The organism is Thioalkalivibrio sp. HL-Eb18, from assembly GCF_000364985.1.
GTDB lineage: Bacteria > Pseudomonadota > Gammaproteobacteria > Ectothiorhodospirales > Ectothiorhodospiraceae > Thioalkalivibrio.
Window position 1 is genome coordinate 103,301 of sequence record NZ_KB822965.1, and the last position, 20,185, is coordinate 123,485.

Annotated in this window: 18 protein-coding genes; 6 read left to right on the forward strand and 12 right to left on the reverse strand. The window is 66.9% G+C overall.

The window, feature by feature from the left end; genetic code table 11:
• Nucleotides 1-96: 96 nt before the first annotated feature.
• Entirely contained in the window at nt 97-1,485 is a 1,389-nt protein-coding gene (locus F813_RS0106275) for a hypothetical protein (RefSeq protein ID WP_026148166.1), read from the reverse strand.
• A 196-nt stretch (nt 1,486-1,681) separates the two neighbouring features.
• Between F813_RS0106275 and F813_RS0106280 the strand changes: the two genes are divergently transcribed.
• Complete coding sequence (locus tag F813_RS0106280) at nt 1,682-1,996, forward strand: hypothetical protein (protein WP_017925946.1); 315 nt, start codon at nt 1,682-1,684, stop codon at nt 1,994-1,996.
• 107 nt (nt 1,997-2,103) lie between these two features.
• Nucleotides 2,104-2,616 (forward strand): 3-hydroxyacyl-[acyl-carrier-protein] dehydratase FabA, encoded by a 513-nt coding sequence (fabA, locus tag F813_RS0106285; protein ID WP_017925947.1) that lies wholly within the window; start codon nt 2,104-2,106, stop codon nt 2,614-2,616.
• A 30-nt stretch (nt 2,617-2,646) separates the two neighbouring features.
• On the opposite strand, the gene F813_RS0106290 is transcribed toward fabA, so the two are convergent.
• Entirely contained in the window at nt 2,647-3,129 is a 483-nt protein-coding gene (locus F813_RS0106290; protein ID WP_017925948.1) for a DUF1249 domain-containing protein, read from the reverse strand.
• Nucleotides 3,130-3,380: 251 nt separating this feature from the next.
• On the opposite strand from F813_RS0106290, the gene F813_RS0106295 reads away from it, so the two are divergent.
• The 4 genes from F813_RS0106295 (at nt 3,381) to F813_RS0106310 (ending at nt 9,623) form a co-directional block, all read left to right on the forward strand.
• On the forward strand, nt 3,381-5,018 hold the full coding sequence (locus tag F813_RS0106295; RefSeq protein ID WP_017925949.1) for an alpha-D-glucose phosphate-specific phosphoglucomutase: 1,638 nt from the start codon (nt 3,381-3,383) through the stop codon (nt 5,016-5,018).
• Between the two features lie 22 nt (nt 5,019-5,040).
• Nucleotides 5,041-6,432, forward strand: coding sequence for a sodium-dependent transporter (locus F813_RS0106300; RefSeq protein WP_017925950.1), 1,392 nt, complete (start codon nt 5,041-5,043; stop codon nt 6,430-6,432).
• Nucleotides 6,433-6,481: 49 nt separating this feature from the next.
• Complete coding sequence (locus tag F813_RS0106305) at nt 6,482-7,864, forward strand: sodium-dependent transporter (protein ID WP_017925951.1); 1,383 nt, start codon at nt 6,482-6,484, stop codon at nt 7,862-7,864.
• 88 nt (nt 7,865-7,952) lie between these two features.
• Nucleotides 7,953-9,623: a Na/Pi symporter gene (locus F813_RS0106310; protein ID WP_017925952.1), complete on the forward strand. Its 1,671-nt coding sequence runs from the start codon at nt 7,953-7,955 to the stop codon at nt 9,621-9,623.
• A 184-nt stretch (nt 9,624-9,807) separates the two neighbouring features.
• Here F813_RS0106310 and F813_RS0106315 read toward each other — a convergent pair whose 3' ends face one another.
• The 10 genes from F813_RS0106315 to F813_RS0106360 form a co-directional block, all read right to left on the reverse strand.
• On the reverse strand, nt 9,808-11,010 hold the full coding sequence (locus F813_RS0106315; protein ID WP_017925953.1) for an aminotransferase class I/II-fold pyridoxal phosphate-dependent enzyme: 1,203 nt from the start codon (nt 11,008-11,010) through the stop codon (nt 9,808-9,810).
• Nucleotides 10,997-12,451 (reverse strand): ribosome biogenesis GTPase Der, encoded by a 1,455-nt coding sequence (der, locus tag F813_RS0106320; RefSeq protein ID WP_017925954.1) that lies wholly within the window; start codon nt 12,449-12,451, stop codon nt 10,997-10,999. Before der ends, F813_RS0106315 begins: the two co-directional genes overlap by 14 nt.
• A 50-nt stretch (nt 12,452-12,501) precedes the next feature.
• Nucleotides 12,502-13,692 (reverse strand): outer membrane protein assembly factor BamB, encoded by a 1,191-nt coding sequence (bamB, locus tag F813_RS0106325; protein WP_017925955.1) that lies wholly within the window; start codon nt 13,690-13,692, stop codon nt 12,502-12,504.
• A 15-nt stretch (nt 13,693-13,707) separates the two neighbouring features.
• On the reverse strand, nt 13,708-14,322 hold the full coding sequence (locus tag F813_RS0106330; RefSeq protein ID WP_012982149.1) for a tetratricopeptide repeat protein: 615 nt from the start codon (nt 14,320-14,322) through the stop codon (nt 13,708-13,710).
• A 43-nt stretch (nt 14,323-14,365) separates the two neighbouring features.
• Nucleotides 14,366-15,649 (reverse strand): histidine--tRNA ligase, encoded by a 1,284-nt coding sequence (gene hisS, locus F813_RS0106335; RefSeq protein WP_017925956.1) that lies wholly within the window; start codon nt 15,647-15,649, stop codon nt 14,366-14,368.
• 57 nt (nt 15,650-15,706) lie between these two features.
• Nucleotides 15,707-16,921: a RodZ domain-containing protein gene (locus F813_RS0106340; protein ID WP_012982147.1), complete on the reverse strand. Its 1,215-nt coding sequence runs from the start codon at nt 16,919-16,921 to the stop codon at nt 15,707-15,709.
• Nucleotides 16,911-17,681, reverse strand: a complete 771-nt coding sequence (gene pilW, locus F813_RS0106345; protein WP_012982146.1) for a type IV pilus biogenesis/stability protein PilW — start codon at nt 17,679-17,681, stop codon at nt 16,911-16,913. Before pilW ends, F813_RS0106340 begins: the two co-directional genes overlap by 11 nt.
• Entirely contained in the window at nt 17,681-18,814 is a 1,134-nt protein-coding gene (gene rlmN, locus F813_RS0106350; protein WP_012982145.1) for a 23S rRNA (adenine(2503)-C(2))-methyltransferase RlmN, read from the reverse strand. The genes pilW and rlmN overlap by 1 nt, the downstream gene beginning before the upstream one ends.
• 143 nt (nt 18,815-18,957) lie before the next feature.
• A complete protein-coding gene (gene ndk, locus F813_RS0106355) occupies nt 18,958-19,389 on the reverse strand; it encodes a nucleoside-diphosphate kinase (protein ID WP_012982144.1) in 432 nt (143 codons plus the stop codon).
• 152 nt (nt 19,390-19,541) lie between these two features.
• On the reverse strand, nt 19,542-20,165 hold the full coding sequence (locus F813_RS0106360; protein ID WP_012982143.1) for a class I SAM-dependent methyltransferase: 624 nt from the start codon (nt 20,163-20,165) through the stop codon (nt 19,542-19,544).
• Nucleotides 20,166-20,185 lie beyond the last annotated feature (20 nt).

Consider the following 20,185-nt stretch of genomic DNA (forward strand, 5'->3'; position numbering starts at 1 on the left):
CCAGCCATGGAGTCAACGTCCCCTGCATGACCGGGGGCGCATTCTACAGCGGCATTCGTGGCTCGCGGCAACGCACCGCCTGCGGGGTGATCCGCATCACATTCCGGCGTCCGCCTCGCGGGCCGACGTCGCGCGACCCGCGAGGCGTTCGCGCACCGCACGCGCCGGGAATGTGACCAGCTCGAACAGAGCCGGCAGCAGCCGGCGCAGCTGCAATGCAATCACGGCAAGCACGTGCAGCACACCCGTCAGCAGTGCCAATAGAATACCGAGCAGCCCCCCGATCAGCACCCGTATCGCCTGAAGCAGGGAGACCAGCCACAGCGGCGCCAGCGCTACCACCAGCGGCACCACCAGCCCGACGGCCGCACCGACCATCTGCTCGGTCCAGTACAACGTGGGCGGTGGTGCCACCTCCCCGGCCATCAGGGTCTCCAGCAGATCGTTGCGATAGCGGACCCACTCCAGGTGATAACCAGCCAGGCCCGACAGCACCACCACGGCAGCCAGCACCAGCAATGCCGTAACCACCAGCCCCATGCGGGCCCAGTTGTCGCGCTCCATCACCGCCTGCGGCAGCAACCGGACCGCCCCGCGGCTCTCGGCCAGCAGCCACCCGCTTACCAGCGCGATCCCCAGCAGCAGTGCAATGATCCGGTCCGAGAGCGTCCCGGGGCCCGCGTCTTCCACCCCCGGAAACTGCCCGTCAAACGGCGGCCCGAAGAGCTGGTGGTACACGGCGACCGCCAGGACCGTCAGTGCAAGCCCCAGCAGCCCGAGCAAGCCCTGGCTGACGGCCTGGAAATACGAAGGCATCTGATGGCGGATCGAAGGTTCGGTCTGCTCGCAGCGCGTCAGGGCGCGGTCCAGGCGATCCCCCTGACGCTGCAGGTCACCCAGACGCCTTTGCAGGCCCTCCAGGCGGTCGACCAGCTGATCCACCGGGCTCTCCAGTCGCCACCGGGCGGCCAGCATGCCCTGCGCCAGTTGCCGGTGCTCCTCCATGCCCAACCGCGCGATACGCAGGATCGTCTCCTGGAGATCCTGTGCGAGACGCTGGCTCTGCGGCGTATTGCTGACCGGGGTGCTGGCCAGCGCCTCGAGACGACTCACCCAGGCGGGTTCCTCGAGCAGGCGGGTCTCGTCCCGTTCGTAGGCCTCGCGCAGGGCGCGCAAGGTCTCGGTGGACTCCTGGCGAAGCTGCGGCATCTGCGCCAGGTCATGCCCCACCAGGTGGGCATAACGGCGTTCCAGGGCCTCCACCGCCCCGTGGATGCGATCGGCCTCCAGCCGTGCCAGATATCGGCGATGCCAACCGGTCACGGCATCCCGCACATGCACGAGGTGTCGGCGCAGCGCGCATAACAGGCGAACCAGCCCGCCCGTGATCGCAAGCAGCACCGTTCGCACCGGATTCCGCGCCCAGTCCAGCAGCACGATGGCGACAATGATCGCCAGAGTCACCATCATGATTGTGATCGCCACGCCACCCCCTCGTCGGTCCTGCCTATCGCCCGGACGCACCGGGCCCCACACCTACCCTGTTTGCAACCGGCACCCACCTGTCGCCGGTTCTCCCCGCCGCGATTATGGCCGATCCAGCCATCCGGTGCGCGCGCCCCCCTGGCTCAAGTTTGCGGTGGACGGGCCGATAGGGAGGGTAAATCTCCGGAGAATCCCAATGCTGCAGACCGACCTGCTTCCAATCGCCGGCCCTGAACGCATGGAACAACCCGGCTGGCTGGACGCCGGTTTCACCGCCGGCTGGCTGCCTGCGTTTCGCAATCGCAATACGGGAGAGGTGCATGCCAGCCATCTGGAGGACGGTCGCCTGGCCTGCACGCATATCCTCGACACCCTGCCTGCGGCCTGGATCGCCGAGCGCGACGCCGAGGGCCGCCCCGGCGCCCTGGTGGCCGACATCCAGGCCGGCTACCTGCGCGGGTCGCGCTTCTACACCCTGGCCGAGCTGCTGCGCTACCCGTCCGACGCCTGATTCGTGTTTCCCTGGCGCGGCCCGTCGGGCCGCGCCCTCGACCGGCACAATTGCTTTTAGGCGCGGGTTTCGGTCCAATACCGGGCTTTTCCCCGAGCGGCGCCCCCATGCAGAAAAATCAATACGATCGCGACGAACTCCTGGCCTGCGGCTACGGCGACATGTTTGGCCCGGGCAACGCCCAGTTGCCGGTCCCCAACATGCTGATGATGGATCGCATCCTGGAGATCAACAGCGACGGCGGCGAGCATGGCAAGGGCCAGATGATCGCCGAGCTGGATATCAACCCGGACCTGTGGTTTTTCGCCTGCCACTTCCCCGGTGATCCCGTGATGCCCGGCTGCCTGGGGCTGGACGCGATGTGGCAACTGGTGGGCTTCTATCTGGCCTGGCTGGGTAACCCCGGCCGCGGCCGCGCCCTGGGTGTCGGCGAAGTGAAGTTCACCGGTCAGGTCCTGCCCACCGCGAAGAAGGTCACCTATCGCATCGACATGAAGCGGGTGATCTCGCGCAAGCTGGTGCTGGGCATTGGCGACGGGATCGTCGAGGTCGACGGCCGGCCGATCTACGAGGCCCACGACCTGCGTGTGGGCCTGTTCACTTCCACCGAGAATTTCTGACCTGAACGGCGAGCCTGCTCCGGCAGGACGCTAGTCCGTCACCAGCGGCGCGGGCGTAGCGTCCGGGCGAAAGCGGTGGCCCTGGCGCAGGCAGTAGCGCAGCCACTTGAACAGAAATCGGTTGTGCCGCCAGCGGCAGCCCAGTCCCGGGTGCCCCGCGATCGTATCGATCACCAGGTCCTCGCCACTGCGACGGCAATGACGCCCCAGCACCTCGGCCTGCCGCGCATCGTGGAACAGGCGCACCCGGGCATCCGGCTGCAGGCGCGGCTCGTCACGCCCGGCAAAGGCATAGGTCAGTCGCAGCGTGGTCGTGTACCGCGTGCGCTCCAGTACCTCCAGATGCAGATCCAGCGCCCCCTCGACCCGAGACACCGCGTGCACCGGCTGGCGGTGCAACTCGGGGCACAGGCGCCGTACGGACAGGTAGTTCTCCTCGTACATCTCCATCAGCGCCGCGAAGGTCACCGGGCGCGGTTCGAGATGGGCGGGGGTGCGGGTATCCAGCAACATGCCGCGCAGTCTAACAGCCCCCGGACAGACACTGGCCAATGCACCCGCTACCATTATGTCCCGCTATCCCCGTTCCGCCGCTCGTGCCATCGTCTGGCCAGCGCGGCCAACGCCGAACCGGGCAGCGCACAGCAGCTGCCGAAAACTATACGCAAACCCTCCACCCGGCACGGGACACCCCCGGCCCTTTTTGGTACCGTCAAACGAGACGGGAACTTCCGGCGTGCAATCGAAAAAGGACTCACGACTTCATGGATATCAGTGTCGTCACGACCCGGCCATTCACCGACCAGAAGCCGGGCACCTCGGGCCTGCGCAAGCGGGTACGGCAGTTTCGGCAACCGCACTACCTGGAAAACTTCATCCAGAGCATCTTCGAGGCACACCCGAGCCTGTGCGAAGGCGAGCTGATCCTCGGCGGCGACGGACGCTTCCACAATCGGGAGGCGATCCAGACCATCCTGCGCATGGCCGCGGCCAACGACGTCAAGAAAGTCGCGATCGGCCATGCCGGGCTGCTGTCGACCCCCGCCGCCAGCCACCTGATCCGCTCGCGCGGTGCCACCGGCGCCATCATCCTCTCGGCCTCCCATAACGCCGGAGGTCCGGAGGGAGACTTCGGCATCAAGGTGAACACGGCCAATGGCGGGCCCGCGCCGGCCAGCGTCACCGATGCCATCTACGAGCATAGCAAGTCGCTCACCCATTACCGCATCGCCAGCGGCACGCCGCACATCGACATCGACCACCTGCACACCACCCATCTCGGCGAGATGTCGATCGAGGTCGTCGACCCCGTTGGCGCCTACGCCGACCACATGGCGACACTGTTCGACCTCGAGCGCATCGGCGAGCTCCTGCGCTCGGACTTCTTCCGTATGCGCTTCGATGCGATGCATGCCGTCACCGGGCCCTACGCCGAGGAGATCCTGATCAACCGCCTGGGTGCACCCGCCGAGACCCTGCTGCGCGCGGAGCCACTGGCCGATTTCGGCGGCCGCCACCCGGACCCGAACCTGGCCCACACCCGCGAGCTGTGCGAGGCCCTGTACGGGCGCAACCCGCCGGATTTTGGCGCAGCCTCTGACGGCGACGGCGACCGCAACCTGATCCTGGGCCCGCATTTCTTCGTCACGCCGTCCGACAGCCTGGCCATCATGGCGGCCAATGCCCACCTGATCCCCGCGTTCTCCGAGGGCCTGAAGGGTGTGGCGCGCAGCATGCCGACCAGCCAGGCGGTGGACGTGGTCGCCGAGGCACTCGGCATTCCCTGCTTCGAGACGCCCACCGGCTGGAAATTCTTCGGCAACCTGCTGGACGATGGCCGCATCCGCCTGTGCGGCGAGGAAAGCTTTGGCACCAGTGCTGATCATGTGCGCGAGAAGGACGGCCTCTGGGCCGTCCTGTTCTGGCTGAATCTGCTGGCGGCCCGGCGCCAGTCAGTCGAAGAGATCGTACGCGATCACTGGCGCGACTACGGCCGCCATTACTACACGCGGCATGACTACGAGGGGCTGGACACTGCCCGTGCCGAACAGGTGATGGCGCGCATCGGCGAACAGCTCTCGAGCCTCCCGGGGCAGTCGCTTGCCGGCATGCGTGTTGCGGGGGCGGACGACTTCGCCTACCGCGACCCGGTGGATGGCAGCATCACCGAGCACCAGGGCCTGCGGGTCCTGTTCGAGGGCGGCGCCCGCATCGTGTTCCGCCTCTCCGGGACTGGCACCGAGGGCGCGACCCTGCGCATCTACATCGAGCAGTACGAGACCCACCCGGAGCACCTGGACCGCGAGCCGCAAGAGCTGCTGCGCCCGCTGATCGAGGCCGCCGTGCGGCTGGGTGACTTGCCAGGCCTGACCGGGCGCGACAAACCCGATGTGATTACCTGACCCGACCCTCGGTCCACCGCTGATGGACATCATCGCCACCCGGCAGCGCTGGACGCATGGCTATGCGTTCGTGCTGGCCGCCACCGCCTCGGCGGTCGGGCTCGGCAACATCTGGAAATTCCCCTACATCCTCGGCCAGAACGGGGGCGGCGCCTTTCTGGCTGTGTACCTGCTGACGATTGCGCTGATCGGCATCCCGATCATGATGGCCGAGGTGATGATCGGACGGCGGGGGCGCCGTTCTCCGGGGTACGCGGCACTGGCCGTCGCCCGCGAGGCCCGTGTCCGCGACGCCTGGCAGATGGTCGGCTGGATCGGGATCATCGCCCTGTTCGTGATCATGACCTTCTACGCCGTGGTCACCGGCTGGGTCTTCTCTTATGTGCCACGGGCCGCCAGCGGGGCCTTCGCGGGCGTCGACGCGCCCGAGGTTACCGCGATCTTCCAAAGCATCCAGACATCGCTTTCGGGGATGCTGCTGTGGACCACGCTGGGCCTTGCGGCGACCTTCGCAATCGTGGCCCTGGGGCTGCGCAACGGGCTGGAACGTGGTGTGGGGCTGGTCATGCCACTGCTATTCGCCCTGCTGCTGGCCGCGATGGCCGGCGGTCTCTGGGTCGGCGATATCGAAGCCGCCCTGGACTTCATGTTCCGTCCGGACTTCTCCGCCCTCGACCGGCACAGCCTGCTGATCGCGGTCGGGCACGCGTTCTTTACCATGACCCTGGCTGCCGGCGTGCTGATGATGTTCGGCGCCTATCTTCCCAGAAAAACCTCCATCGCCGGCACCGCGATCGGGGTGGCGATCGCCGACACCGTGATCGCACTGATCGCAGGGGTCGCGATCTTCCCGGTGGTCTTCGGCTATGGCCTGGACCCGGCCGCCGGGCCCGGCCTGATGTTCGAGGCCCTGCCGCTGGCTCTGTCCGCAATCCCGGCAGGGATCCTGCTCACGACGCTGTTTTTCGCGGCACTAAGCCTCGCGGCGTTCAGCACCATGATCGCGAACGTCCAGGTATTCGTGCACCTGCTGCACGAACACTTCGGGATCTCGAACCTGCAGGCCGCCCTGGGGAGCGCGCTGGCCATCTGGGGTTTCAGTCTGATCACCATATTCTCGTTCACGGGGGCTGGCTGGGCCCAGATCGACCTGGTCGTGCTGGGGCGCGAACTGCCGACGCTCTACCACCTGCTGGAACACACGGCCATCAACATCCTGTTGCCGGTCAGCGGCCTGCTGATCGCACTGTTTGCCGGCTGGGTCCTGCCGGTGGCGATCACCCGCGACGAGCTGGGACGACCCACGGCCGCCTTCCATATCTGGCGCCTGATCCTGCGCTATATCGCACCGATCGCCCTGCTGGCCCTGTTCTGGCAACTGTCCACCTTCAGCAACCACTTGCCTTTGACCTAGGTTGTGCCCCAAGGGCACCCTTCGCGACAACCCCGCTTCTGAGACACCCATGGAACCCGCCGCCACCGAACAACGCTGGGGTCACCGCTACGCCTTTCTCCTCGCGGCCACGGCCTCGGCGGTCGGGCTCGGCAACATCTGGAAGTTCCCCTATGTCCTCGGGGAGAACGGGGGTGGGGCGTTCCTGCTCGTCTACCTGGCTGCGATCGCCGCCATCGGCGTCCCGGTGATGATGGCCGAGGTCATGATCGGACGACGGGGACGCCACTCGCCCGGCTATGCAGCGCGCAGGGTCGCGCGCGAAACCGGTGCGCGCGAGGCCTGGCAGGTCGTGGGCTGGCTGGGTCTCGCCTCCGCTTTTCTGATCATGAGCTTCTACGTGGTCATCGCCGGCTGGTCACTGGCCTATATCGGAAAGGCGGCGAGTGGCCAGTTCGCCGGGGCAGACGCCGAGCAGGTCGGGGCCATTTTCGCGTCCATGACCGCCAACCCCGGAGAGATGATCCTGTGGACAAGCGTCGCCGTCATTGGGGCCTTTGTGATTGTCGGGTTCGGCCTGCGCCGGGGACTGGAGCGAGGCGTTCGTATCCTGATGCCGCTGCTGCTGCTCCTGCTGGTGGTCACCACGCTGATCTCGCTGGCCGTCGGCGATCCGTCCACGGCGTTCGCCTTCATGTTCCGGCCGGACTTTTCGGCACTGGATATGGGCGCCGTGCTGATCGCCATTGGCCAGGCCTTCTTCACCCTGACGCTCGCCGCCGGTGTGCTGATGATGTTCGGCGCCTACCTGCCAAGTGACAGTTCGATTGCACGCACTGCGGTCGGCGTGGCCCTGGCCGACACCCTGATCGCGATCATCGCCGGGATCGCGATCTTCCCGGTCGTGTTCGGCTTCGGGCTGGATCCGGCCGAGGGTCCGGGCCTGATGTTCCAGACCCTGCCCCTGTCACTGTCCGCAGTCCCGGCCGGCGTGGTACTGGCCACGCTGTTCTTCGTGATGCTGAGCGTCGCCGGCTTCAGCACCATGATCACGAACGTGCAGGCGTTCGTACACCTGCTGGAGGAACGGCTGCACCTGAATCGCTGGGTCGCGGCGAGCGGGTGTGGTGCCGCCATCTGGCTGCTCAGCCTGGCGACCGTGTTCTCGTTCACCGGTGCTGGCTGGGCGCAGCTGGAATGGTCGATTCTCGGGCGCGAGGTCACGACTGTCTTCGAGCTTGTCGAACACCTGTCCATCAACGTCCTGCTGCCACTGGGCGGACTGCTGATCGCGGTATTCGTCGGCTGGGTCATCAAGCCGGACATCTCCCGCGAAGAGATCGCCACGGGCCCCGTTGCCTACCACGTCTGGCGCCTCTTCCTGCGCTATGTTGCGCCGCTGGCCATCGCCCTCGTTTTCCTGCAGCTTACGGGTCTGCTTCCGGGCGCGTGAGTCACGGGTACGCACCTCCGGCACTCCTCGTCACGGCCACCTCACGTCGATGGGCGCGCCCGGGGAAAGGCCCCGTTAGAATGCGCGCATGAATGGCGAGTGGATGATCACCTTCGAGATCGCGGCGACGCTGTTTGCCGGGCTCGGGCTGTTCTTCGTCGGCATTCGCCTGATCAGCGAGCACCTGCGCCAGCTCGCGGACCAGCGGCTGCGTGCACTGGTGGGGCGCGCCACGGGCTCCAACCGGGCGGCCGCCTTCCTCGGCCTGGTCGGCGGGGCGATCACCCAGAGCATCCACGCGGTCATCTTTGTGCTGATCTCGCTGGTCACCGCCGGCGTACTCGACGCCCGCCGTGCCCAGCCCGTGATCAACTACGCCAACCTCGGGACCTCAATGCTGGTCCTGATCGCCGCACTCGACCTGACCCTGATGGTCTTCATCCTGGTTGGGGTCACCGGGCTGCTGTTCTACTTCGACCGCGACCAGTCCGCCCGCCTGCGCCACCTGATTCGCGCCATGCTCGGCATCGGGCTGCTGTTCCTCGGCCTCATGTTTATCAAGGAAGGCGCCAAGCCGCTCAGCGAGCTGACCTGGATGACCGGCCTGATGTCGCTGTCGGCGCAGTCCCTGCTGATCGCGTTCGCCACCGGGCTGGTATTTGCGGTGATCGCACATTCGGCCTCCAGCATCACCATCGTGACGATGGCCCTGGCTGCCAGCGGCGTGATCGATCTCGAATACGGCCTGATGGTGGTCTACGGGGCGAGCTTCGGCACCGGTGTGTCGACCCTGATACTCGCCGCCTCGCATAAGGGCCTGGGCCGCCAGCTGGCGCTTTATCAGTTCATCCTCAAGGGCCTGGGGCTAATCCTGCTGCTGCCGCTGTTCTGGATCGAGTTCTACGGCGGCGTCCCGCTGATCGCCTCGGGCCTGGAAGCGCTCGCGATCGGCATCAGTCTGCAGATCGCGCTTGCCTACATCCTCTATCAGGTCGTCTGTGACCTGGCGATGCACCCGGTCCACGGCCCCGTCGCCCGTTTCCTGGAGCGCACTGCACCGCCGACCGAGGAAGAGGCCCTGGGCAAGCCGCATTTCATCTACGCCGGGGCGCAGAACGACGCCGGGTCCGCACTTGTGCTGGTGGAAAAGGAGCAGCTGCGTCTGCTCAAGCGACTGCCCGACTACCTCGACAGCGTGCGCGATGACAGCGACGGCGCCCGTCACGAGCGCCTGGCGCTGCATCGCGGCAACCTGCAAGTCACCGAGACCGTCGAACAGTTTCTCGACGAGATCCTCTCCGGCGCGCTCAGTGGCGCAACCCTCGATCATGCGATCGTGCTGAAGAACCGCAATCAGCTGCTGCTGCAACTGGAAGACACGCTGAACGACCTCGCCACGGAGATCGAGCGTTCCCTCAATGCGGACGCGTCCGCCGAGGCCCGTGCCCTGACCCACAACCTGGTCGAGACCCTGCACATGATGCTGCTGACGCTGACCGACGCCGCGCGCAGCGGAGATGCCGACGAGATCGCCCTCCTGCAGTCCCTGACCCACGACCGCTCGGAGCTGATGGACTCCATCCGCCGCCGTCTGCTCGCCTCCAGCGACCTCGACGGCAGCGTACGCGATGCCGTCTTCGGCGCGACCAGCCTGTTCGAGCGGGGCATCTGGGTACTGAGGCGCTATGCGCTGCTGTTGACGCCGCCGGAGGGGGCCTCCTACGAGGCCGCCCCCGCCACCGCCCCCACCAAGTCTTGACGCTATATTCCTGATCACACGGCGAAGCTCGTAGCCACGGTGTGGCTGGGCCTGGTTCGGCATCCGGTGTTTACGGTGGCTTCGTCTTGCCGCCTGCCAGGCGCTGTTTCGGCAGCGCAGGCAGGCGGCCAGCTGAAGGCACGTAAACTCCAGATGCCGAACCAGGCCCAGCCTCGAAACGGAATCACGCGAGGACCGACGCGAGGCGGTCCAGTGCTTCGCGCAGGCGTGGCTCGCGCTGGGTGTAGGCAATGCGCAGGTAGCGCTGGCCTGCGCTGGGACTGAAATCCGTGCCCGGCGTGAGGGCCACGCCCGCCTCGTCGAGGATGCGTGCACAAAGCGCCTCGGAGTCGTCCCCGTGTGCCGTGCAGTCGGCGTAGATGTAGAACGCCCCATCGGGGCGGGCCTGGACCTCGAGCCCCAGCGCCGGCAGCGCCTCGAGCAGCACATCCCGCCGCGTCTGCAGTTCGCGCACCTGACGTTGCAGGATCTCCTCGGTCTCGGGGGCGAAGGCCTCGACCGCGGCCGTCTGCGCCATGGAGGCCGGGGCCACGAACAGGTTCTGGGCGATCCTGCGAACCGGGTCGACCCACGTCTGCGGCACCACCATCCACCCCAGGCGCCAGCCGGTCATCGCGAAGTACTTGGAAAAGCTGTTGATCACGATGACATCGGGATGGAAGGCCACGGCGCTGCGCTGCGGTTCGTCGAACAGGATCTGGCCGTAGATCTCGTCCACAATCACCAAACCGCCCCGCGCGCGCACGACGTCCACGATGGCGGCCAGACGGTCGGCGGACAGCCGGGTACCGGTGGGATTCGCCGGCGAGCCGAGCAGGATGGCGCGGGTCTGCTCGCCCCAGGCGTGCGCTACCGCCTCGGCAGTCGGCTGGAAGGCGTGCTCGGCCGCCACCGGCAGTCCGACCGGGACGGCCCCGCGCGCGGCGACAAACTGACGGTTGCAGGCATAGCCCGGGTCCGGGAGCAGCACTTCCTCGCCGGGATTCACTCCGGCGGCCAACGCCAACAGGATCGCGGCGGAGGCCCCCGCCGTGATCACGACGCGCTCGGGGTCGATGTCAGCCTGATGGCGACGGCGGTAGTCGGCCGTGATGGCCTCGCGCAGTTCGCGGGTGCCGTGCGCGGGGGTGTAGCGGGTATCCCCGGCCGCCAGCGCCAGCTCCCCGGCGCGCAGGACCGCTGGGGGCGTGGGGAAGTCCGGTTCCCCCACTTCCAGGTGGATGATGTCGCGCCCCGCACGCTCGGCCGCCTGGGCGCGCGCCAGGATATCCATCACCCGGAAGGGCTCGACGGCTCGGCCGAACGCGGACAGCGCAGGGGCGCTCGGCGCCTCCAGTGATGTCCGGCTCGGATCAGCGCCGGACATGGCGCATCATGCGCTTCCGCTTGCGCTGCTGGCGGGGGGTGAGGATATTGCGCCGCCCGGCGTACGGGTTGCGGCCCGAGCGAAACTCCATGCGCAGCGGCGTACCCACCAGCCCCAGATGCTTGCGGAAGAAGTTCTCGAGGTAGCGCTTATAGCTGCCCGGCAGGGCATCCGTCTGGTTCCCATGGATCACGATGACCGGGGGATTCTGCCCGCCCTGATGGGCGTAGCGCAGCTTGATCCGGCGACCGCTGACCAGCGGCGGCGCATGTTCGGCGACAGCGCTCTCGAGCAATCGGGTCAGCTCGGGGGTCGAGACCTTGGCAAAGGCGCTGGCATGAGCCTCCTGCACGTCTTCGAGTAGATGACCCACATTGGTGCCATGCAGGGCGGAGATCAGCCGCAGCCGGGCAAAGTTGACGAAGCCAAGGCGCCGGTCCAGGTCGTCACGCACGCGCTCGCGTTCCTCCGGCGCCATGCCGTCCCATTTGTTCACTGCGAGCACCAGCGCGCGGCCGGAGTCGATCACCAGGCCCAGCAGGTGGGCATCCTGTTCCGACAGCCCGGCCTGGGCATCCATCACCAGGATCACGACATGCGCGGCCTCGATCGCCTGCAGCGTCTTGATCACGCTGAATTTCTCGATGACCTCGTGCACACGCGCCCGACGCCGCACCCCCGCGGTATCGATCAGGGTGTAATCCTGTCCATCGCGCGAGAACGGGACAAAGATGGAGTCACGGGTTGTACCGGCGACATCCGTGGCCACCACGCGCTCGTCGCCCAGGATGCGATTGACCAGCGTGGACTTGCCGACATTCGGGCGCCCGACAATGGCCACGCGGATGCCCGGCCAGTCGTCCAGCGCGGCCTGCTGCGAGGCCTCGTCCAGTCCGTCCTCCGCAGCCTCCTCCCCTGCACCCTCGGCCGCTTCGGCCTCGCGCCGCTCGGCGGCCACGGCCCGCCGGACCTTCTGCATCAGGCCCTTGATGCCGCGACCATGGGCCGCAGCAATCGACGTAAGCTCGCCCATACCGAGGGTATAGAACTCGGCGCTCACGGCATCGGCATCCAGACCATCGGTCTTGTTCACCACGACCCGGGCCTTGACCCCGGCCGAACGCAGCTGGTCGGCAATCGCCTGGTCCTGCGGCGTCAGGCCGTCGCGCGCATCCACCAGGAACAGGACATGGTCCGCCTCTGCGACGGCCCGCTGGGTCTGCTCGGCCATCGCCCGGTCCATCTCGGCACCCTCGCCCGACAGACCACCGGTATCCACCACCAGGTAGGGGAAGTCGCCCACCTTGCCGATGCCGTACTGACGATCGCGGGTCAGGCCGGCGACATCGGCCACCAGCGCATCACGCGAACGCGTGAGCTGATTGAACAGGGTCGACTTGCCAACATTGGGTCGGCCGACCAGGGCGATGACAGGGATCATGAGGCAACGCTACCGCAACAGCAGGATCCGGGGGTACGTGCCAGCGACGCTCATTCCCCGGAGTCCAGACGCGGATTGACCGCGGTGAGCCGACCGTTGTCGGTCACCACGTAGAGGATGTCGTCCACCAGCACGGGGCGGGTCACGACCGCGCCGGAACTCGCCCGCAGACGCGCCACGATGCGCCCGTCCTCCAGATGGAACCAGTGCAGGTAGCCTTCGTAATCACCGACGATGGCGTAATCACCCACCACGACCGGGGCGGTAACGCCGCGCAGACGCAGCTGGTCGCTCTGCCAGAGATCGGCGCCATTGCGCGGATCCAGCCCCCACAGGTGGCTCTCGGCATCGGTGACCGCGAGGACGTTCGCCTCGTTCGTCACATCCCCGCCCTGATAGGACGAGAAGTCGCGGGCCCAGAAGATCTCGCCGGAGTTCAGGTCGATGGCGGCCAGACGGCCCTGATAGCCGGAGGCGATCGCCGCGCCCTGATAGATCGGCATGTAGCCGTCGACATCAACCATGCGCTCCACCTCCGAGCGGCCGGTCGGGATCCCGAGCGTCGTCTCCCACAGCACGTTGCCGCGCTCCCGCCCGAGCATGACGACACGCCCGTTATCGAAGCCCGTGAGGACGCGCCCGGCCGTCATCTGGGGCCGATGCGCACCGCGCAGGCTCAGCGAGGGCGTGGTCCGCAGCGCGGTCCACTGCGTGGCGCCGGAGGCTGCATCCAGGGCATGCACGCGACCATCGTTGGTGCGCGCAATCACGACGCCCGAGGCGACATCCGAGATCGCCACGACCTCGCTGGACAGACGCGAGCGCCAGCGCTCGCCATCGCCCTGCAGGTCCACCGCGATGGCCTCGCCGTCCAGGGTGCCAACCACCGCGATCTCGTCGCCCACACCAACACCCGCCGACACGCGGGCATCGTCCAGGCGTGTGCGCCAGCGCTGGCTTCCGGTTTCCGGATTCAGCCCGGAGACGCGGCCATCGGCATCCACCATCACCAGCATGTCGTCGGCCACCCCCGGATAGACCTGCCAGAGGAAGCGTTCACCACCGCTCCCGACCGAGCGCGACCACAGCTGTTCCGGCTGCGCCTCCGCCTCGAATTCGGGCAGGTCGGCCGGAGGCTCCGTGGTATCGCGTTGCCACAGGCCGCAGGCACTCAGCGACAGCATGAGCGCACCGGCAATCAGCAGGCGCACGGCACTCTTCGTCGGGACAGGCACGGACATGGGGATATCGATCCTTTAGGCGGAGAGCTCTTCGTACTTCAGGCTCAGGTATTCGGGTGTATGGCCATGATCAAGCGCTTCGCGATAGCGCTCGCGAGCCAGGTCGCGATCCCCGCGCGCCCGCGCGAGGTCGCCTTCCAGCTCCAGGCGCAGGCCACGAAACGCATCGCGGCGCACGTCGCCAAGGGCCGATTCGGCATTGTCATACTGCTCCGCCAGGATCATCTGCCGCGCCATGCGCAGGGTGAGCAGTTCGCGGTAACCCCGATCCGGCGCGGCGTCACGCGCCGAGCGCAGGGCCTCGATCGCGGCCTCGTGGTCGCCCTCGGAAACCGCCAGATCCGCACGGAAGATCCAGGCCAGCGAGCGATACGGCGTACCGCGGCCCTGCTCGATCAGCTGGTCGGCCAGCTCCATCGCACGGGCATTGTTGCCAGTCTGCGCCGCGCCCTGCATGGCGATATACATGTCGGAAGCGCCGGCCGCACGCTCCTCCTGGTGGCCACTCCACCAGTTCCAGCCAATCAGGCCGCCAATGCCCAGCACCAGGCCGGCAATGATGGCAACGGCATTATCCGACCACCATTGTTTGATGCGCTCGGCTTTTTCTTCGTCGGTGAGGTAGCTCATCGTCCTCTTGATCCTTCGGTTTCGGTACGCGCCTTTACGTTCGTCAGGCGGCGGAGGCGTGCAGGGCCTGTTCCAGATGGCGCGCGAGTTCCTCGCGCGGTACGGCACTTTGTTCGGCTCCGGGCGATCTTAACGGCTTCACCGTCACGGTGCCCGCGGCATGTTCGTCAGTTCCGAGCACGAGGGCAAAATGGGCGCCCAGCCGATCCGCTCGTTTCATCTGCGACTTGAAGCTGCCGCCCCCGCAGTGCTGGACCAGCCGCAGCCCGGGCAGTTCGCTGCGCAGCCGCTCGGCCAGCTCCAGCGCGGGACCCACCAGCTCGTCACCGCCCACGACCAGGTAGGCATCTGGCCCCGGCGGCTGCGGTGCGTCTTCCCGGGCCTCCAGCAGCGCGACCAGGCGCTCCAGCCCCATGGCCATGCCAATGGCCGGGGTGCCACGCCCCCCCAGCTGTTCCACCAGGCCGTCATAGCGCCCGCCGGCGCAGACCGTGCCCTGAGCCCCGAGGTCGTCGGTAATCCACTCGAACACGGTGTGCGTATAGTAGTCCAGACCGCGCACCAGCCGCGGGTTATGGACGTACGCGATACCCAGTGCATCCAGGTGCGCGCGCAGGCTGTCAAAATGCGTGCGCGACTCGGCATCCAGGTGGTCCATCAGGCTCGGCGCGTTCGCCACCACGGCACGTGTCTCCGGGTGCTTGCTGTCCAGGATGCGCATCGGGTTGTCGTGCAGCCGTCGCAACGCCTCCTCGTCCAGCGAATCCCGATGCTGCTCAAAATAGGCGATCAGCTGGTCCCGGTACCGGACGCGGCTGGCCGGCGTGCCCAGGGTATTCAGCTCGAGACGCACATTCTCCAGGCCCAGCAGCTTCCAGAGCCGGGCGGTCATGGCAATCATCTCGGCGTCCACATCGGGGCCCGGCAGCCCGAACACCTCCACACCGACCTGGTGAAACTGCCGGTAGCGACCCTTTTGCGGGCGCTCGTGCCGGAACATCGGACCCAGATACCAGAGCCGCTGGATCTGGTTGTGCAGCAGGCCGTGCTGGATCCCGGCGCGCACGCAGGAGGCGGTGCCCTCGGGCCGCAGGCTCAGGCTGTCGCCATTGCGGTCCTCGAAGGTGTACATCTCCTTTTCGACGATGTCCGTGACATCGCCGATGGAGCGCTTGAACAGCTCCGTCGCCTCGACCACCGGCATCCGGATTTCCTGATAGCCGTAGCCATCCAGAAGGCCGCGCAGACGGCCTTCCAGGTGCTGCCAGACGTGGATCGACTCGGGCAGGATGTCGTGCATCCCGCGGATGGATTTGATCGCTTTCATGTTGCCTTTGTGGACTCGGGACCGGCCTGCCCAGGGCGCATGGCCGGCGTCGAAAGATCAGGGTTCGAGGTCGAAGCGCGCGGTGCGGTCACTCCGGACATGAGTCTCGAAATCGAAGGATTCGCCATCCAGGGTTAGTTCGACGCCCCGGGCATTCCCCAGGACCACACGTCCGGGAAGCGTGAGTTCCAATTCCTCACGGTCGCCGCTGCTCAGCACGCCGGTGAGAACGACCTCGTCGTCGGCGTTGCGAATCTCGACCCAGGACGTCTCGGTGACGTCCAGCACCAGTCGGTACACGCCATCGCGACCGGCCTCTCCACCATTCGGCTCGGCGCCATCCTCTTCCGGGTCCGGCACCGCGCGGGCACCACCGGTCAATAGCGCCATCTCCGATACCGGGCCGGAGCCCGACGACTCGACCGTATCTTCCGAGGCCGTATCCTCGGGGGCGGTATCGTCGGCCGCCGTATCCTCTGTGGGCATCGGCTCGGTCAGCGTATCCATCGCGGGTTCCGAATCCCGTTCCGCCTCGGTCTCGCTGGCCTCGCCATCGGTCTCCGCAGCCACCGGTGCCTCGGGCTCGGGTTCCGCTTCCTCGACCAACGCCGGCGGCGCACTCAATTCATCATGCGGCGCGCGGTCAACGGCACCCTCGGACGGGGCACTGCGATCGTCTTCCAGCCAGCCCAGTGACGGGAATGACGGCGTACCACCGCCACGCTCCGTCCACGCGTAAACGCCCAGCCCCAGCAACGCCAGCACTAGCAAAAAAGCCAGCCAGTACGGCGCACTGGAACGTCGCCGCCTCTTGCTCCGGGCCGAGGCCGTGGCCACCGCCCGCAGCTCCGGCTCGGTCAGGCCATGGCCCTCGAAGGCGCGCAGCCAGGGATCGGCGTTCACCCCCAACTCGCGCGCGCAGGCCCGCAGATAGCCCCGTACATACGCCGGGGCCATGTGGTCGAACCGGTTCGCCTCCAGGTCTTCCAGCGTCCCGCGACCGAGGTGGATCCGGTGTGCCAGGGTGGCGGTATCCAGACCGGCGGCCTCGCGCGCACGGCGCAAACTGTTGCCGGGCTCTCCCTCCCCACCCTCGGGGTCCGGAGGCGGAGGCTGATCCCGGGTCGTCAGACCACTCGCGGCGGGAAACTCCGGCGCGGCATGCGGATCATCGTCCGTGGTACGCAGCGACTCCATCTCGGAGACGGAATCATCGACTTCGTCGACCCGGCCCAGGCCCGGTTCCTTGTCATCACGCGGCTCAGCCACCATTGCGCTCCATGTCTTCCAGGCGGACCAGCTCCATGCTGTCCGGGTACTGACGCCGCAGGCGTTCCGCGCAGTCGTTCGCCGCACGCCGGTTCCCGAGCGCCAATTCCGCCCGATAGCAGAGGAACAGCGTCTCGGAACTTTCCACACCCAGTCCTTCCAGGCGTTGCAGGAACGCCCTTGTCTGCATCGGGCGGTCGTCTTCGTAGGTCAGACTTGCCATTTCCAGGAGGGCACGCGGGTACTGCGGGTTGATCCGCAGCGCCTCGCGCAGCTTCTCCTCGGCGCGTTCCGTCTGTCCGGCATCGGCAAAGCAGACACCGGAGTTCATCAACGCAATCTCGCGCTGGTCGTAATCGGGATTGTCGATCGCCCTGGCAAACAGCTCCTGCGCCTCGTCGAAGGCCTCGCGCCGGCACAGCAGGGCCCCGAGGCTGGTCTGCACATAGGGGTTGCCATCGTCCCGACGCAGTGCCCGGCGGTAGTGCTCTTCCGCTCGGTCAAGCGCACCCCGGCGCTCGTAGACATTGGCCATGCCCAGATTGGCGAGCGGATGGCCAGGATCGAATTCCAGCGCCCGCTTAAGATTGCGTTCGGCCTGGTCAACCTCTCCCTCGCGCAAATACCCGATGCCCAGCTCGGCATTGACCTCCGCGGCCTCTGCGCGCTCGCCGGTGACCTCGCGTTCGGCCATCGCCGCGCATCCTCCGAGGGCCAGCCCCAGCAGTATCACGACGGCCGGGCGCCCCCAGCGCAGTCCCATCAAGAGGCCCTCCGCGGCCGCTCAGGCAGTTCGGCGTGCAGACGAATCATGCGCATCCCCCGGTTGGTACGGTCTTCCACCTGCCCCACCAGCTGTCCGCAGGCCGCGTCGATGTCATCGCCGCGCGTACGCCGCACGGTGGTCACATAACCCGCCTTCTGCAGCTGACGCTCGAAACGCTCGATATCCCCTTCCGCAGGGCGGTCGAAGGGCGCCCCGGGAAACGGATTGAACGGGATCAGATTGATCTTGCCCGGGATGCCCCGCAGCACGCCGGCCAGCTGATTGGCATGTTCGGGGCGGTCATTCACGCCGGCCAGCAGCACGTACTCGAAAGTGACACCGCTGTGGGCTCCCGTCGCCTCGACATAGCGCCGGCAGCTCTCCATCAGGCGCGCGATCGGATACTTGCGGTTGATCGGGACCAGACGGTCGCGCAGCTCGTCGTTCGGGGCATGCAGGCTTACCGCCAGGGCAACATCAGTGTGCTCGCTGAGGCGATCCAGCGCCGGTACCAGCCCGGAGGTCGACAGTGTCACTCGCCGACGACTCAGGCCGTAGGCGTTGTCGTCGGTCATCAACTGGCAGGCCGCGACCACGGCATCGTAGTTGGCCAGGGGCTCGCCCATGCCCATCAACACCACATTGCTGACCGCGCGCTGGCGGCCCTCCGGTGCCGGCAGGCGCTGCATCGCCAGCCAGACCTGGCCGATGATCTCGGCGGCCGTCAGGTTGCGATTAAAGCCCTGCTGGGCAGTCGAACAGAAGGTACAGTCCAGCGCACAGCCGACCTGCGAAGAGATGCACAGGGTGCCGCGTCCGGATTCGGGAATGAAGACGGTCTCGATCGCGTTGCCATCCGCCAGCCGCAGCACCCATTTCACGGTGCCATCACCGGAGGCCTTCTCCAGGGCGATCTCGGGCAGGGCAATCTCGGTTTCGCGCGCCAGGCGCTCGCGCAGTGTGCGCGAGACATCCGTCATCGCGTCGAAGTCGGTGACGCCGCGCTGATGCATCCACTTGACGAGCTGGGTGGCACGAAAACGCGGCTCACCCCACTGCGCCAGCAGCTCGGTGAGCTGACTGCGGCTGTAACCCAGCAGATTCAGAGGTGTAGACGTTTCGGCTGCCATGCTCGCGACCGGTTGAACAACATCCCCTAGTGTACTGTGCAAGGGGGATGCCTGCCTACGGGGCCCGGCGAGACCCGCGAAAGACCCCGTAGCAGGAAGAAAGGACGCCGCCGCAACGGACCGCGCCCTTCCCCGACCGGTGCTTAGCGGGTACGCGGGCAGACGCCGTCGTTGCCGAAGAAGAACTCGATCTCGCGCGCAGCGGTTTCCGCGGCGTCCGAGCCGTGGACGGCGTTCTCGTCGATCGAGGTCGCGAAGTCCGCACGGATCGTGCCGGGGGCCGCTTCCTTCGGGTTGGTCGCACCCATGATTTCGCGGTTCTTGGCGATCGCGCCCTCGCCTTCGAGCACCTGCACCATCACCGGACCCGAGATCATGAATTCCACCAGATCGTTAAAGAACGGGCGCTCCTTGTGCACGTCGTAGAAGCCTTCGGCCTGTTCGCGGCTCAGCTGCATCATGCGCGCGGCCACGATCTGCAGGCCGGCTTTTTCGAAGCGGCTGTAGATCTCGCCGATCACATTCTTGGCAACGGCATCCGGCTTGATAATGGACAGGGTACGTTCTGCGGCCATGTTGGCTCTCCTGACTAAGGTTGACTAAACGGGGGCTATCCTGCGTCGCAAACGCGAGAACCCGCCAGACGGCGGGCTTCGGGCAGGCACAGCGTGCGGCGCGTAGTGTAGGCAAACTCGCGCCCGCATGCACGCGGGCCAGACCGCCCGTATCAGACGTGCGCGGGCTTGCGGAACTCCACCTGCTTCCAGTATCCGAACAGGCTGGCCGGGGCCACCATCGCCGGTTCCTGTCCGGTCACATTCACGAAGTCCTCGAACTCCATGTCCGGTCGAAAGCCGACCGCGCGCGACAACGGCCGCAGGCAGCGCTCGAACCCGCGCAGCAGCCACTGCCTTGAAGCGAAGTGGTTGATCACCAGGATCTGCCCGCCCGGACGGCAAACGCGCCACATCTCGGCAAACAGCCGATCGGGGTTGGGCACCACGGTGGCGACATACATCGCCACCACCGCATCAAAGCTGCCGTCGGCGAACGCCAGTTGCTCGGCGTCCATCTCGCACAGGCCGGAGACCGCGGGCAGGCCGCCATTCAGACGGCCCCGTGCGACATCCAGCATCTCGCGCGAGACGTCGATCCCGACGATCTCACAGTCGTCCGGATAGTCCGGCAGCGAGAGCCCGGTGCCTACACCCACCTCGAGTATGCGCTTGCCGGACAGCGGCGCCAGGGTCTCCTGCGCGCGCTCGCGACCGGTCGCGAATACCCGCCCAAAGGTAGCGTCGTAGTGGCGGGCGTAGCGCTTGTAGCTCTTGCGGATACTGACCAGATCCATGCCGTTACGTCCCGGATACC